Below are 16,177 nucleotides of genomic sequence, written 5' to 3'. Positions count from 1 at the left end.
GCTCTGGGGGGCCGGGGGTGTCGGTGCCGGTGTTGTTTGCCGAGCAGGTGGCTCGTGCGCCGGGGGCGGTGGCGATCAGCTGTGGGGGCTGTTCGGTGACGTATCGCGAGCTTGATGAGGCGTCGAATCGGTTGGCGCATTTGTTGGTTGGTCGTGGGGTGGGTGCGGGGCAGTGTGTGGCGCTGTTGTTGCCGCGGTCGGTTGAGGCGGTGGTGGCGGTGTTGGCGGTGCTCAAGGCGGGGGCGGCGTATGTGCCGGTTGATCCGGTGGTGCCGGTGGCGCGGTTGCGGTTTGTGCTTGGTGATGCCGGCCCGGTTGCCGCCATCACCACCGCTGAGTTGGCGGGGCGGCTTGATGGTTGCGGTGTGGCGGTGATCGATGTTGATGATCCCGGGCTTGGGGCGCAGCCGGATTCGGCGCTGGCGGGGCCGGGGGCCGATGAGGTGGCGTATGTGATTTACACCTCGGGCACGACCGGGGTGCCCAAGGGGGTGGCGGTCACCCACCGCAGTGTGGTGGGGCTGTTGGAGTCGATCGGCGGCGAGTTGGAGCTGTCGGCGGGGCAGGTGTGGTCGCAGTGTCATTCGTTGGCGTTTGACTTTTCGGTGTGGGAGATCTTTGGCGCGTTGTTGCATGGTGGTCGGCTGGTGGTGGTGCCCGATGCGGTGGTGCGCTCGCCCGAGGAGTTGCATGCGGTGCTGGTTGGCGAGCAGGTCAATGTGTTGAGTCAGACGCCGTCGGCGTTTTATGCGTTGCAGGCGGTCGATGCGCTGCAGCCGGAGTTGGGGGCTCAGTTCAAGCTTGAGACGGTGGTGTTTGGTGGGGAAGCCCTTGAGCCGCAGCGTCTTCGGACGTGGCTGGGTGCTCATCCGGGGTTGCCGCGGCTGATCAACATGTATGGGATTACCGAGACGACGGTGCATGCGTCGTTTCGGGAGATCGTGTCCGCTGATGTGCAGGGCAGCGTCAGCCCGATTGGGGTGCCGTTGGCTCATCTTGGGTTTTTTGTGCTTGATGGGTGGTTGCGTGCGGTGCCGGTCGGTGTGGTCGGTGAGTTGTATGTGGCCGGTGACGGGGTGGCGTGTGGGTATGTGGGCCGGGCGGGTTTGACTGCGTCGCGGTTTGTGGCGTGTCCGTTCGGCGGGGTCGGGGCTCGGATGTATCGCAGCGGGGATTTGGTGCGCTGGCAGGCCGATGGGCAGTTGGAGTTTGTGGGGCGCGCCGATGAGCAGGTCAAGATTCGCGGGTATCGCATCGAGCTCGGCGAGGTCCAGGCCGCGCTAGCCGACTGCGCGGGGGTGGAGTCCGCGGTGGTGATCGCCCGCGAGGACCGTCCCGGTGATAAGCGTCTGGTCGGGTATGTGACCGGTCGTGTCGATGCGGGCGGGTTGCGTGCCCGACTGGCCGAGCGGCTGCCGGGCTACATGGTGCCCGCGGCGGTCGTGGCTCTTGAGGCGTTGCCGTTGACGGTCAACGGCAAACTCGACAAACGGGCCCTGCCCGCACCCGAATACAGCGACACCGACCGCTACCGCCCCCCGGCCACCCCCACCGAAGAGATCCTGGCCGGCATCTACGCCCAAGTCCTAGGCCTCGACCGCGTCGGAGCCGACGACTCCTTCTTCGACCTCGGCGGAGACAGCATTTTGTCGATGCAGGTGGTGGCGTTGGCCTTTGCCGCCGGAGTGGTCTGCCGACCGCGCGACATCTTCGTCGAGCAGACCGTGGCGAGGCTGGCCCGGGTGGTCACCGTGGGTGGCGGCGCGGGTGGCCCGGTCGACGACGGCACCGGGCAGCTGCCCGCGACCCCGATCATGTGTTGGTTGCGCGGCCAGCAGGGCCCGATCGAGCAGTTCAACCAGACGGTGGTTTTGCAGGCACCCGAAGGAGTGACCGAGGCCGACGTGGTGGTCGTGCTTCAGGCCCTGTTGGATCGCCACGCCATGTTGCGGGTGCGCGTCGAGGACGACGGCGCCGGCGGCTGGTCGTTACAGGTGCCCGAGGCGGGCACGGTGGATGCGGGCGCTTGCCTGCAGTCGGTGGACGTGCTCTCCGAAGAGGCAGTGGTAGCGGCGCGGTTGCGGCTCGACCCGGGTGCCGGGGTGATGCTCAGCGCGTTGTGGGTGGCCACCACTGGCCAGCTGGTGGTGATCGCTCACCACCTTGCGGTCGACGGGGTGTCGTGGCGGATTCTGTTGGAAGACCTCAACATTACCTGGGCCCAGCGTCGCGGTGGGCGGCAGGTGACATTGCCGGTGACGGGAACCTCGTTCGCGCGGTGGGCATCACTGCTGGCCGAGCAGGCGCGCCGCCCCGAGATCGTCGACCAGGCGCAGGCATGGCGGCAGGTGGCGGCAACCCCGGCCGCGGTGCCGTCGGTGCGCCCGGAGGTCGACATGTTCGCCACTGCCGGACACCTGGCGGAGTCGTTGGATGTCGAGACCACCCAGATGCTGTTGGCCGAGGTGCCGGCGGCGTTTCACGCCGGGATACACGACATTCTGTTGATCGCGTTCGCGTTGGCCTGGGCGCAGTTCTTGGGCAAGCCCGGCGGCCCGATCGGCATCGACGTCGAAAGCCACGGGCGTGACGAGCACCTGGCCGCCGATGTCGACTTGTCGCACACCGTGGGGTGGTTCACGACGAAGTATCCGGTGGCGCTCACCGTCGGTGAGCTGTCCTGGGCGCAGGTGGTGGCCGGCGAGGCGGAGCTGGGAGCGGTGATCAAGGACGCTAAGGAGCAGCTTCGCGCCTCTCCGGACCCGGTGACCTATGGTCTGCTGCGGTATCTGAACCCCGACGTCGAGCTGACCGGGTCCGAGCCGCCAATCGGCTTCAACTATCTGGGGCGCCTCGGAGCGCCGGCAGCTTACGCCTCCGGTGACGTGTGGCGGTTCAGCCAGGAGGACCTCTCGCCGGCCGGCGCCGCGACGGCCATCCCGATGCCATTGATACATACGGTGCTGCTCAACGCCGGGACCATCGACGACGCCGAGGCCGGACCGCAGCTGCAAGCCAACTGGGTGTGGGCGCCCTCAGCCCTGGATCGGGGCGCGGTCACCCGGTTGAGCCGCTTGTGGTTCGAGGCTCTGGCCGGCATGTGTGCGCATGTACGGCGCGGCGGCGGCGGGTTGACGCCGTCGGATATCGCGCCCGCACGCCTCAACCAGCGGCAGCTCGATGAGCTGCAACGGCAATACCGGATCGACGATGTGTTGCCGCTGACCCCGCTGCAGCAGGGGCTGCTGTTTCATGCCGGCGTCGCACAGGGCATCGACGACGTGTATGCGGTGCAGCTGGACATCACGCTGCACGGCCCGCTCGATCCCCATCGGCTGCACGACGCGATGCACACAGTGGTCAGCCGTCATCCGCACCTGGCGGCCCGATTCTGTGCAGAATTCGACGAGCCGGTGCAGATCATCCCGGCCGATCCCGTCGTGCCTTGGCGTTATGCGGAATTGGATGCCCAGGATGCCGATATCGACGAGCAGATCAAGCGGCTGTGCGCGGCCGAACGCGCCGCTGTGTGCGACCTCGCCCACTTGCCGGCCGTCCGAGCGGCGTTGATCCGCACCGCGGCAGACCAGCACCGGTTCGTGCTCACCAATCACCACATCGTGCTCGACGGCTGGTCGACGCCGATCCTGCTGGGCGAAATATTCGCCGCTTACAGCGGGGAGCCCCTGCACCCGGCCGCGCCGTATCGTCGGTTTGTCGCCTGGTTGGCCGGTCGGGATCATGCTGGCGCCCAAGCTGTTTGGGGCAAGGTGTTGGCCGGCTTCGACACACCGACACTGGTGGGTCCACCGGATCGGCTGGGCCTGGGGCCGCGAAGCATTGCCAAGTTCCACGTGCCGGAGACGACCACGCGTGCCGTCAGCAGGCTGGCCAGCTCATGCCACACCACCGTCAACACCGTGCTGCAGGCCGCCTGGGCAGTGCTGCTGAGCTCGCTGACCGGTCAGCGTGACGTCGCCTTCGGCGCCGTGGTCTCCGGTAGGCCGGCGGACGTGGCCGGCGCGGAATCGATGGTGGGCCTGTTGATCAACACCGTCCCGGTGCGGGCGAACCTCCCCGCGGCGACCACGCCCGCAGACCTGGTGGCCCAGCTGCGCGACACCAACAACGACACGCTCGAGCATCAGCACTTGGCGCTCAGCGAGATTCACCGCCTTACCGGTCTGCCCAGACTGTTCGACACCGTGTTCGTCTTCGAGAACTACCCGATCGATACTCCCGCGCTGGCGCACAAACTCGAAACGACCATCACCGAGTTCAGCGTCCGCGACTACTACCACTACCCGCTGGCCGTGCAGGCCGGGCCCGGCAAAGAATTGGAGCTTCGCGTCCAATTCCGCACCGATGTGTTCGACGTGGCCAGCATCGCGGCGCTGATGGAGCGGTACACGCAGGTGTTGGCGACCATGACCGCAGACCCGACGCGGCCGTGGACGTCGATGGATCTGTTCGACGAGGGTGAGCGGCGCTATCGGGCGGCGCCGACCCCCGTCGAAAACCGCGACGCCCGTTGTGATTATCGCGCGCCGGCTACCCGTGTCGAGCAGACCCTGGCTGGCATCTACGCCCGAGTGCTGGGCCTGGACCGGGTCGGGGTCGACGAGTCGTTTTTCGACCTTGGCGGGGACTCGCTGTCGGCGATGCGCGTAATCGCCGCGGTCAACTCGGTCCTTCAGACGCGCCTGGCGGTGTCCGCCTTGTTCGATGCGCCGACCATTACAAGCTTGAGCCGGTTATTGGCTGAAGTTCCTGCCGCGAACCCGCCCGGCAATCAGTAACATTGCGGCGGCCCCTACCACATACACGGCACGAGGCGATAGCGGACTTTCTGTGCGTACTCGCGGTATCCTGCCAACTCTTCCCGGAGCATCTTTTCTTCGTCGCGGATGCGCAAGGCCAGCACAAAAAGGCCGGCGAGGACACCGAGAAGTCCCCAGTAGGAACCGAGCGCAAGGGGAATAGCGACCATCATGATCACATTGCCGGTGTACATGGGGTGGCGCACCAGCCCATACAGGCCGGTGGAGACCACTTTCTGACCGTCCTCCACGCGGACCGTCGCGGCAGCGTGGCTGTTTTGAACGACCACCAGCATCACCACGACGAGGGCAACCGCGACCAGCGCATCACCAAGCAAGCAGACCGGCGTCGGCACCACCGACCAGCCGAAGCGATGGTCGACGGCGCTGAACACGAATATGGCCGCCAGCGACGAGAACCAGCCGGCGCTGATGGCCTTCTGCGCCATTCGGGTCTCCGCGCCCGGGCCGGCCCGCATTCGCCGCTGGAGCGCAACGGGATTCGTACGCAGCAAGTAGACGCCCGGAATCCACATCGAAAGGGTGAACACCGCCAGGAAAACCCACGCTTGCCAGTAATGGAATGTGCCTGCCGCGAGAAAAATCAACAAGCCGAACGCCGCGGGCTCAACGAGACCGAATACCAACGTTTTAGGAAGGGTCTTCACCGAGCCTCCTTACCGTCCATCAGGTTCTGCACGCTAACAGTGCGCGTGGGGAGCCGGAAAGGCGCTATACCCGCCGGCTCGATTGCCGCCACCGCAACAGTGTTGCAAGGATGAAAATACAGGTAGCCGCGCGCAGGATTTGCATGAATCGTTCAGGTCGTCGCGGCGGTGAACCGTTGTCCGGCAACAAACTTAGCGTCCAGGTGTTTGCCAGCGTGTGTCGTAGGCCGGACGGCGATGGCGAACCGGTTGACGAACGACTGGTCGATGGGGTAGAGCGCAACGAGGTGGGCGCATTACAGCTCACCGGGCCGGCAACTTCCGCGCCAGGTAGCGAGCGTCGTCTGTGTCGCCTGCGGCGTGTCTCCGTTGACAAAGTGGCACTAAAGCAGACAGCGAAACACCACAAAGCCAAACCGTTGCGCGCGGCGGGGGAGCGAAAGCAGGCACCGCGGAAGCGGGTGTCGCGTATCAATTTCATGCGACATCGGGAGCCACACCAGGGACTTTGCCGAAACACCGGACCGACCCTCTGGGACTTCAGTACAGTTTGGAACGGTTACACTCATGTCGACTAGGCGCTCTGGAGAGCCGGTGAGCATCAATCCGTTTGACGACGACAATGGTAGCTTTTTTGTCTTGGTCAATCACGAGGAGCAACACAGTCTGTGGCCGGCCTTCGCCGATGTACCGGCCGGGTGGCGGGTCGTTTACGGAGAAGCGGACCGTGCTGCGTGTCTGGACTACATCGAGCAGAACTGGACTGATATACGGCCCAAGAGTCTGCGCGACAGGCTGGCAGAAGGTCGAGCTTTTGTTCAGTAAATCCGTGGGGGGAGCCGAATGGAACTTGGTGACCGCGTCTTCCCGCTGACGCGGGAACAACTGGATATCTGGCTTGCGCAAGAAACAGGTCAGTCCAGTACGGGGTGGCAGCTCGGCCTATTGGGGCGAGTCGAGGGCGCGATCGACCCTGATTTGCTCGAGTGGGCGATCCGCCGGACGGTGCGTGAGGCCGAGCCACTGCGGGCTGCCTTTTTCCAGGTAGATGGCCAGGTCTTCCAGAAGCTAGTTGACGACCCGCAGGTCGAGCTTGCTCGTTACGACCTCACAGCCTCGGAAGATCCGGTGGCAGAAGTACATCGAGTGGCTTCGTCAATCCAACGTACGCCGATGCCGCTCAGTGGTCCGTTGTTCAAATTTGCCTTGCTCCAGACGCGGACCGATGAATACTATTTGTTCGCGTGCTGCCACCACATCGTTGTCGACGGAATCGGTCTGGGGCTTATTTGCCATCGATCCGCGGCCATATATTCTGCCGTTGCTTCTGGGACGTCCATTCCGCCGGCTTTTTTCGGGACGCTAAATGATCTGATCGACTGCGAATTAGAATACGAAGCCTCAAATGATTACCTGAACGATGAGGCCTACTGGGCCGAGAACCTTCCGCCGGAAAATGTACCGGATTATCGGTCGGCGGGTGCCGGCGCAGACGGGCATCAATCGGATGAATCTTCCCCACCGGTCCGATTGAATCCGTCGGTCGTTGCTGCCGTCGACGAGCTGTCGCAAACGTTGGACGTAGATCGGCCGTCGGTGATTACGGCGGCGTGCGCACTTTTGGTGCGCGGCTGGAGCGTCGACGGCTCGGAGGTTGTGCTCGATTTCCCGGTGAGCCGGCGTGTGCGGCCGGAAACCAAGACGGTGCCCGGCATGGTGTCCGGGATCGTACCGATGGTGTTGAAAGCTTCGCCGGGGTCGGCAGTCGCTGACTTTTGCGAACATGTGCACGCGCGGATGCAAGAGGCGCTGCAGCATCAGCGGTTCCCGGTGCACGTTCTCGAGAACAAGATGCGTCGCGGCTCCGGGCAACCGTCGAATCGGGTCGTGGTCAATTTCATTCCGACCACACGCATGGGGCAGTTCGGTGGCGCGCCGGTATGGGCCACGCTGACCCATGCCGGCCTCGCGGACCAGTTTGGGATGTTCTTTTTCGGCTCGGGCGATCAGCTGTTCCTCAGCACACCGGGTGCCGGGCGGTTGCTTCCCGACTGTGACGTCAGCTATTTAGCCGAGCAGCTGGAGCGGGTGTTGGTGGCGATGACCGCCGACCCGCGGCGGCCGTTGTCGTCGGTGAATCTGCTCGACGAGCGACAGATCGCCCGGTTGGACGACATTGGTCATCGGGCGGTGTTGAGCCAGCCGGCGACCAAGGTGTCGATCCCGGCGTTGTTCGCCGCGCAGGTGACCCGGACACCGGATGCGGTGGCGCTGGTGTGCGGCGATCGGTCGTGGACCTATCGCGAGCTCGACGAGGACGCCAACCGGTTGGCGCACCTGCTTGCCGAGCAGGGTGCGGGTCCGGGGCAGTGCGTGGCGCTGCTGACGGGTCGATCGGCCGAGGCCGTCGTGGCGATCCTCGCGGCGCTCAAAACGGGGGCGTCCTACATGCCCATCGACCCGGCGCACCCGCAGGCGCGGATCGAGTTCATGCTTGCCGACGCCGCGCCGGTCGCCGCGGTCACCACCGCACGGCTGGCCGACCGGCTGTCGGGGTGCGACCTGCCGGTCATCGATGTCGACGATCCTGCTGTCCAGCGCCAACCCGCAACGGCCCTGCCGGAGCCGGACCCGGACAACGTCGCGTACGTCATCTACACCTCGGGCACCACAGGTGTCCCCAAGGGTGTGGCGGTGGCCCACCACAACGTCACGCAGCTGCTGGAGACGCTCGATGCCGGTCTGCCGCGGCCCGGCGTGTGGACGCAATGGCATTCCCTGGCGTTCGACGTGTCGGTGTGGGAGATCTTCGGCGCGCTGCTGCGCGGTGGCCAGCTGGTGGTGGTGCCCGAGTCGGTGGCGCGCTCGGCGGACGACTTTCACGCCTTGCTGGTTGCCGAGCGCGTCGACGTCTTGAGCCAGACCCCCTCGGCCGTGGCGGTGTTGTCGCCGGAGGGCCTCGAGTCGACGGCGCTGGTGGTGGCGGGTGAGGCATGTCCGGCCGAGGTGGTGGACCGCTGGGCACCCGGACGGGTGATGATCAATGCCTACGGCCCCACCGAGACGTTCTATCCGGCGATGACCGCGCCGTTGGCCCTGGGCTCGGGAGTGCCGCCGATTGGTTCGCCGGTGGCGGGGGCGGCGTTGTTCGTGCTGGACGGCTGGTTGCGTCCGGTGCCCGCCGGCGTGGTCGGCGAGTTGTATCTGGCCGGCCGGGGGGTGAGCTATGGGTATGTGCGCCGGGCCGGGCTGACCGCGTCGCGGTTCGTTGCCTGCCCGTTCGGGGGAGCCGGGGCCCGAATGTATCGCACCGGGGACTTGGTGCATTGGCGAACCGATGGGCAGCTGCAGTATGTGGGGCGCGCCGACGAGCAGGTCAAGATCCGCGGGCATCGCGTCGAGCTCGGTGAAGTCCAAGCGGCCCTGATGGGGCTGGACGGGGTCGAGCAGGCGGCGGTGATCGCCCGCGAGGAGCGCCCCGGCGACAAACGCCTGGTGGGTTATGTGACCGGGACGGCGGATCCGGCCGAGGTCCGCGCGGCGCTGGCCGAGCGGCTGCCGGCGTACATGGTGCCGGCCGCGGTGGTGGCGTTGGAGGAGCTGCCGCTCACGGTCAACGGCAAACTCGACAAGCGGGCTCTGCCGGCACCGGAGTACACCGCCGGCGGATACCGGGCGCCGGGCAACCCCGTCGAGGAGATTCTGGCGGGCATCTACGAGCGGGTGCTGGGTCTGCAGCGCGTCGGGGTCGAGGACTCGTTCTTCGACTTGGGCGGCGATTCACTGTCGGCGATGCGGATGGTGGCCGCCGTCAACAGCAGCCTGCAAGCCGACCTTGCAGTGCGCACCGTGTTCGAGGCGCCCACGGTTGCCCAGTTGGCATCCCGGATCGAAGTGGGTGCCAGCCGGCTGCCGCGGTTGACGGCTGCCCCGCGGCCCGCGGTGATTCCGTTGTCGTATGCCCAGAGCCGGCTGTGGTTCATCAACCAGTTGCAAGGCCCCTCAGCGGTTTACAACATGGCAGCCGCGTTGCGGCTGCGCGGGCGACTCGACGTCGACGCGCTGGGCGCGGCGGTGAGCGATGTGGTGGCGCGCCACGAAAGCCTGCGCACGCTGTTCCCGGCGCTCGACGGCACGCCGCAGCAAGTGGTTGTCCCCGCCGAGCGGGCCGAGGTGGACTGGCAGATCATCGATGCGAGCGGCTGGCCGGCAAGCCGGCTGGACGAGGCCGTCGGCGACGTGGTCCGCCACACGTTCGACCTGGCCACCGAGATCCCGTTGCAGGCAAGGCTTTTCCGCGTCAGCGACGACGAACACGTGCTGGTGGCGGTGGCACACCATATCGCCGCGGACGGCTGGTCGATCACCCCGATGGTGCGGGACCTGGGCGCGGCCTACGCCAGCCGGTGCGCCGGGCAGGCGCCGCAGTGGGCCGAGTTGCCGGTCCAGTACGTCGACTACACGCTGTGGCAGCGGGAAATCCTCGGTGACCTCGCGGATAGCAACAGCCCGCTGGCCGCGCAGCTGGCTTACTGGGAGGAAGCGCTGGCCGGCATGCCGGAGCGGCTGCAGCTACCCACCGATCGGCCTTACCCGGCGGTTGCCGATCAACACGGCGCCACGGTGGCCGTCAACTGGCCGGCCGAGTTGCAGCAACAGGTTGCCCGGGTAGCGCGCGAGCACAATGCGAGCAGCTTCATGGTGCTGCAGGCCGCCCTCGCCGTGCTGCTGTCGAAGATCAGCGCGAGTTCCGATGTGGCCGTTGGGTTTCCGATCGCCGGGCGCCGCGACCCCGCACTGGATGATCTGGTGGGGTTCTTCGTCAACACTTTGGTGCTGCGGGTCGACCTGACCGGTGATCCCAGCGTGGCCGACCTGCTGGCCCAGGTGCGAGCGCGCAACCTGGCCGGCTACGAACACCAGGACGTGCCCTTCGAGCTGCTGGTGGAGCGGCTCAATCCCGTGCGAAGCCTGGCGCATCACCCGCTGGTACAGGTGGTGTTGGCCTGGCAGAACTTCCCCGGGCACGCCAACGAACCCGTCGGCGGGCTGGCGTTGGGTGACCTGGAAGCCACGCGGCTGCCGGTGGACACCCGCACCGCCCGCATGGACGTGACGTTTTCGCTGGCCGAACGCTGGAGCGACACCGGCGAGCCCGCGGGCATCGGCGGAGACGTCGAGTTTCGCACCGACCTGTTCGACGCCGACACCATCCAGGGGCTGATCGGGCGGTTCGAGCGGGTATTGACGGCGATGACGGCCGACCCGGCGCGGCGCCTGTCTTCGGTGGATCTGCTCGATGACACTGAGCACGTCCGCTTGGCGCAGTGGGGCAACCGGGCGGCGTCGGCTCAGCCGGTGACGGCAGTGTCGGTTCCGGCGTTGTTCGCCGCGCAGGTGGATCGGACGCCGGACGCGGTGGCGCTGCGCTGCGACGGACGCTCACTGTCCTACCGCGAACTTGACGAAGCGGCTAACCGGTTGGCGCACTTGCTGATTGGCCATGGTGCGGGTCCGGGCGCACGTGTGGCGCTGCTGTTGCCCCGTTCGGCCGAGGCGATCGTGTCGATGCTGGCGGTACTCAAGACCGGGGCGGCATATCTGCCGATCGACCCGGAACACCCGCAGGGTCGGATCGATTTCGTGCTCGCCGACTCCGCACCGGTGGCGGTAGTCACCACCGCCGGTCTCGCCGAGCGGGTGGCCGGGCATGACGTGGAGCTTATCGACGTCGACGATCCGGCGATCGACACCCAACCGGGCACACCACCACCGGGGCCGAACCCCGCCGACGTCGCCTACATCATCTACACGTCGGGCACCACCGGAGTTCCCAAGGGCGTGGCCGTCAGTCACCACAACGTCGCGCAGATGTTTGCGTCGCTCGATATCGGCCTCAACCCCGCACCCGGGCAGGTGTGGAGCCAGTGCCATTCGCACGCCTTCGACTTCTCGGTGTGGGAGATCTATGGCGCGCTGTTGCACGGCGGCCGCCTTGTGGTGATACCGGACTCGGTGACGCGTTCCCCGACCGATCTGCACGATGTGCTGGTTGCCGAACACGTCACGGTTTTGGGTCAAACCCCTTCTGCCGCAGCGATGTTGTCGCCGCAGGGGCTCGACTCGGCAGGGTTGATGGTGGGCGGTGAAGCCTGCCCGGCCGAGGTGGTGGACCGGTGGGCGCCCGGGCGGGTGATGGTCAACGCCTACGGCCCGACCGAGACCACGGTGTATGCGGCGGTCAGCGCGCCGTTGACACCCGGGTCCGGGGTGGTGCCGATCGGCTCGCCGGTGGCGGGGGCGGCGTTGTTCGTGCTGGATCGATGGTTGCGCCCGGTGCCCGCCGGTGTGGTCGGTGAGCTCTATGTGGCCGGCGCCAGGGTGGCCATCGGGTATTGGCGCCGGGCCGGTTTGACGGGTTCGCGATTTGTGGCCTGTCCGTTCGGGGCGGCCGGGGCCCGGATGTATCGCACCGGCGATCTGGTGCGCTGGCGCAGCGACGGTCAGCTCGAGTATGTGGGCCGCGCCGACGAGCAGGTCAAGATCCGCGGGTATCGCATCGAACTCGGTGAAATCCAGGCCGCCCTGGCCGCCTGCGACGGGGTGGATCAGGCCGTGGTGGTCGCCCGCGAGGACCGTCCCGGCGACAAGCGCCTGGTCGGCTATGTCACCGGCACGGCAGACCCGGCCGAGATACGCGCGGCACTGGCCGAAAGGCTACCGGCGTACATGATTCCGGCGGCCGTGATGGTGTTGGCGGAGCTGCCGCTGACGGTCAACAGCAAAGTCGACACCCGCGCCCTGCCCGTACCCGAGTACAGCGCCGCGGGATATCGCGCGCCCGGCACCCCGGTCGAGGAGATCCTCGCCGGTATTTGTGCCGACGTGCTCGGCGTGGAGAGGGTCGGGGTCGACGACTCGTTCTTCGACCTCGGTGGGGATTCCCTTTCGGCGATGCGCCTGATCGCCGCGATCAACGCCAGCCTGGATGCCGACCTTGCGGTGCGCACCGTGTTCGAGGCACCGACGGTCGCCCAGTTGGCGTCGCGCATCAAAGTGGGTGCGGGCCGGCCGCGGTTGGTGCCGGCGCAGCGGCCCGCGGTCATTCCGCTGTCATACGCACAGCAGCGGTTGTGGTTCATCGACCAATTGCAGGGGCCGTCGCCGATCTACAACATGGCGGCGGGGTTGCGGCTGCGCGGGCAACTCGATGTCGACGCGATGGGTGCGGCGCTGGCCGACGTGGTGAGCCGCCACGAAAGCCTGCGCACGTTGTTCCCGGCGGTCGACGGAACACCCCGGCAGGTGGTGATCCCTTGCGACGAGGCCGATTTCGGGTGGCAGGTCATCGACGCGAGCGGCTGGCCGGCAAGCCAGCTCGACGATGCCGTCAACGCGACAGCATGCCTCACGTTTGACCTGGCAACCGAGATTCCCTTGCGGGCAAGGCTTTTCCGTGTCGCCGACGAGGAACACGTCCTGGTGATCGTGGTGCACCACATCGCCGCCGACGGGTCGTCGCTCAAGCCGCTGGCCGCTGACCTGGGCCTAGCGTATACCAGCCGGTCCGCCGGGCAGGCCCCGGGCTGGGCCGGGCTGGCGGTGCAGTATGTCGATTACACGCTGTGGCAGCGCGCACACCTCGGCGAGCTAGGCGATCCGGACAGCCCGATTGCCGCCCAGCTGGCCTACTGGCAGCAGGCGCTGGCCGGGATGCCCGAGCGACTTGATCTGCCGACCGACCGGCCCTACCCGGCGGTTGCGGATCAGCGCGGCGCCAGTGTGGTGCTTCAGTGGCCCGCAGAGCTGCAGCAGCGGGTGGCCCGAGTGGCTCGCGAGCACAACGCGACCAGCTTCATGGTGATCCAGACCGCGCTGGCGGTACTGCTGTCGCGGCTCAGCGCCAGCACCGACGTCGCGGTGGGCTTCGCGGTCGCCGGTCGTGACGATCCGGCCCTTGACGACCTGGTCGGCTTTTTCGTCAACACCTTGGTCCTGCGGGTACAGGTGCCAGGTGATGCCGACTTCACCGAACTCCTGGGTCAGGTCCGGGCGCGCAGTTTGGAGGCGTACGAACATCAAGACGTGCCTTTCGAACTGCTCGTGGAGCGGCTCAACCCGTCCCGGTCGCTGGCCCATCATCCGCTGATCCAGGTGATGGTGGCCTGGCAGAATTTCGCCGGGCACACCGACCCGGCTGCCGGTTTGGCGCTGGGCGGCCTTGACGTCACGCCGATGCCGGTGGACACCCACAGCGCCCGAATCGATTTGGCGTTTTCGGTCGGAGAGCGTTTCACCGAGGCTGGTGAGCCCGCCGGCATCGGCGGGGCAGTGGAATTTCGCACCGACGTGTTCGACGCCGAAAGCATCGAAACGCTGATCGAGCGGTTGGAGCGGGTGTTGGTGGCCATGACCGCCGATCCCACCCGGCAGTTGGCCTCGCTGGATCTGCTCGACGAGGCCGAGCGCGCCCGGTTGGATGAGCTCGGCAACCGGGCCGTATTGAGTGCGGCCACGTCGACGCCGGCGTCGATCCCGGCGTTGTTCGCCGCCCAGGCGGCGCGGACCCCGGACGCCGTGGCCATCACCTGCGAAGGCCTTTCGCTGACCTACCGCGAGGTCGAGGAGGCGGCTAACCGGTTCGCGCACCTGCTGGCCAGCCGTGATGTGGGCCCCGGGAAGGTGGTGGGCTTGCTGGCGGAGCGGTCAGCCCAGGCCGTCATCGCGATCCTGGCGGTGCTCAAGGCCGGCGCGGCCTATCTGCCCATCGACCCGGCGCATCCGCGGGCGCGGATCGGATTCATGCTCACCGACGCCGCGCCGGCGGCGGTGGTCACCACCGCCGAGCTGGCCGGGCGACTAGCGGGACACGACGTGCTCGTCGTCGACGTCAACGATCCCGCCGCCGAGGCCCAACCCGCCGGCGCGTTACCGGCTCCGGGCCCGGACGACATCGCGTACATCATCTACACCTCCGGCACCACCGGGGTGCCCAAGGGCGTGGCCGTCACTCACCACAACGTCACCCAGCTGCTGACGTCGCCGGACTCACCGCTGCCGGCGGGCCCGGAGCGGGTGTGGGCGCAGTGCCATTCGTATGCCTTCGACCCCTCGGTCGAAGAGATCTGGGGTTCGCTGCTGCACGGTGGGCGGCTGGTGGTGGTGCCCGAATCGGTGGTCCGCTCACCGGAAGACTTCCACGCCCTGCTGGTCGACGAACACGTCACCGTGCTGAGCCAAACCGCTTCTGCGGTAGCGATGTTGCCACCGCAGGGACTGGATTCCGTGGCGCTGATCGTGGGCGGTGAGCCCAGCCCGGCCGAGGTGGTGGACCGGTGGGCGCCCGGGCGGGTGATGGTCAACGCCTACGGCCCGACCGAGACCACGGTGTGCGCATCCCGGAGCGCGCCGTTGGCGCCGGGGTCGGGGGTGCCGCCGATCGGCTCGCCCGTGGCGGGGGCGGCGTTGTTCGTGCTCGACGCATGGCTGCGGCCGGTGCCGACCGGCGTGGTCGGCGAGTTGTACGTGGCCGGTCGCGGCGTGGCGTGCGGCTATTGGCGGCGGGCCGCCTTGACCGGGTCGCGGTTCGTGGCCTGCCCGTTCGGGGCGGCCGGGACGCGGATGTATCGCACCGGGGACTTGGTGCGCTGGCGCGCCGACGGGCAGCTCGACTACGTGGGCCGCGCCGACGAGCAGGTCAAGATCCGCGGGTATCGAATCGAACTCGGCGAAATCCAGGCGGCGCTGCTCAACCTAGACGGGGTGGAGCAGGCGGCGGTGATCGCCCGCGAAGACCGCCCCGGTGACAAGCGGCTGGTCGGTTACCTCACCGGCACCGCGGACCCGGTCGATGTCCGGGCCGCGCTGGCCGAGCGGTTACCGGCCTACATGGTTCCGGCCGCGGTGGTTGCCCTGGAGGCGTTGCCGCTGACCGTCAACGGCAAACTCGACATACGCGCCCTGCCCGCGCCCGAATACACCGATGTCGAGCGTTACCGCGCGCCGGGCAGCGCGGTCGAGGAGATCCTGGCCGGCATCTACGCTCAGGTGCTGGGCCTCGAGCGCGTCGGCGTCGACGACTCGTTCTTCGACGCGGGCGGCGACAGCATTTTGGCGATGCAGGTGGTGGCGCGCGCTCGCGCAGCGGGCCTGATGTGCCGGCCGCGCGATGTGTTCGTCGAACAGACCGTGGCCCGGCTAGCACGGGTGGTCACCGCGGCCGACGAGGAGACGGGCGCCCCCGACGAGGGCGTCGGGCCGGTGCCCGCGACGCCAATCATGCGCTGGCTCAACAGCATTGACGGCCCGGTGGATCAGTTCAACCAGACGATGCTGGTGCAGGCCCCGACGGGAGTCACCGAGGCCGACGTCGTGGTGCTGCTGCAGGCGTTGCTCGATCGCCACGCCATGCTGCGCGCGCGCGTCGACGACGACGCGGGCGACTGGTTGCTGACGGTGCCCGAGGCGGGGTCGGTCGATGCGCGCGATTGCCTGCAATCCGTGGACGCGCTGTCCGACGAGGCAGTGATCAAGTCGCGGTCCCGATTGAACCCGGCCGACGGGATGATGCTCAGCGCGCTGTGGGTGGCCGACAGCAGCCAACTGGTACTGATCATTCATCACCTGGCGGTCGACGCGGTGTCGTGGCGGGTGCTGTTGGAGGACCTCAACACGGCCTGGGCCCAGCAC

General features: G+C 67.3%; 4 protein-coding genes. 3 read left to right on the top strand and 1 reads right to left on the bottom strand.

Annotated features, from left to right (window positions below):
- Positions 1-4,799, top strand: a 4,799-nt coding sequence (locus AWB95_RS00040) for a non-ribosomal peptide synthetase (protein WP_085167357.1), incomplete at its 5' end; no start/stop codon positions are given.
- Between the two features lie 14 nt (positions 4,800-4,813).
- On the opposite strand, the gene AWB95_RS00035 is transcribed toward AWB95_RS00040, so the two are convergent.
- The gene (locus tag AWB95_RS00035; protein WP_062540264.1) at positions 4,814-5,488 is read right to left on the bottom strand and encodes a methyltransferase family protein; all 675 of its coding nucleotides are present in this window, start codon (positions 5,486-5,488) and stop codon (positions 4,814-4,816) included.
- A gap of 594 nt (positions 5,489-6,082) precedes the next feature.
- Between AWB95_RS00035 and AWB95_RS00030 the strand changes: the two genes are divergently transcribed.
- Both AWB95_RS00030 and AWB95_RS00025 read left to right on the top strand, forming a co-directional pair.
- The gene (locus AWB95_RS00030) at positions 6,083-6,313 is read left to right on the top strand and encodes an MbtH family protein (protein ID WP_062540263.1); all 231 of its coding nucleotides are present in this window, start codon (positions 6,083-6,085) and stop codon (positions 6,311-6,313) included.
- 18 nt (positions 6,314-6,331) lie between these two features.
- Positions 6,332-16,177: non-ribosomal peptide synthetase (locus tag AWB95_RS00025; protein ID WP_139818436.1), on the top strand; the 9,846-nt coding region annotated here is incomplete at its 3' end.

It is taken from the genome of Mycobacterium celatum (genome assembly GCF_002101595.1).
Classification (GTDB): domain Bacteria; phylum Actinomycetota; class Actinomycetes; order Mycobacteriales; family Mycobacteriaceae; genus Mycobacterium; species Mycobacterium celatum.
This window is presented reverse-complemented; position numbering and strand designations above follow the sequence as displayed.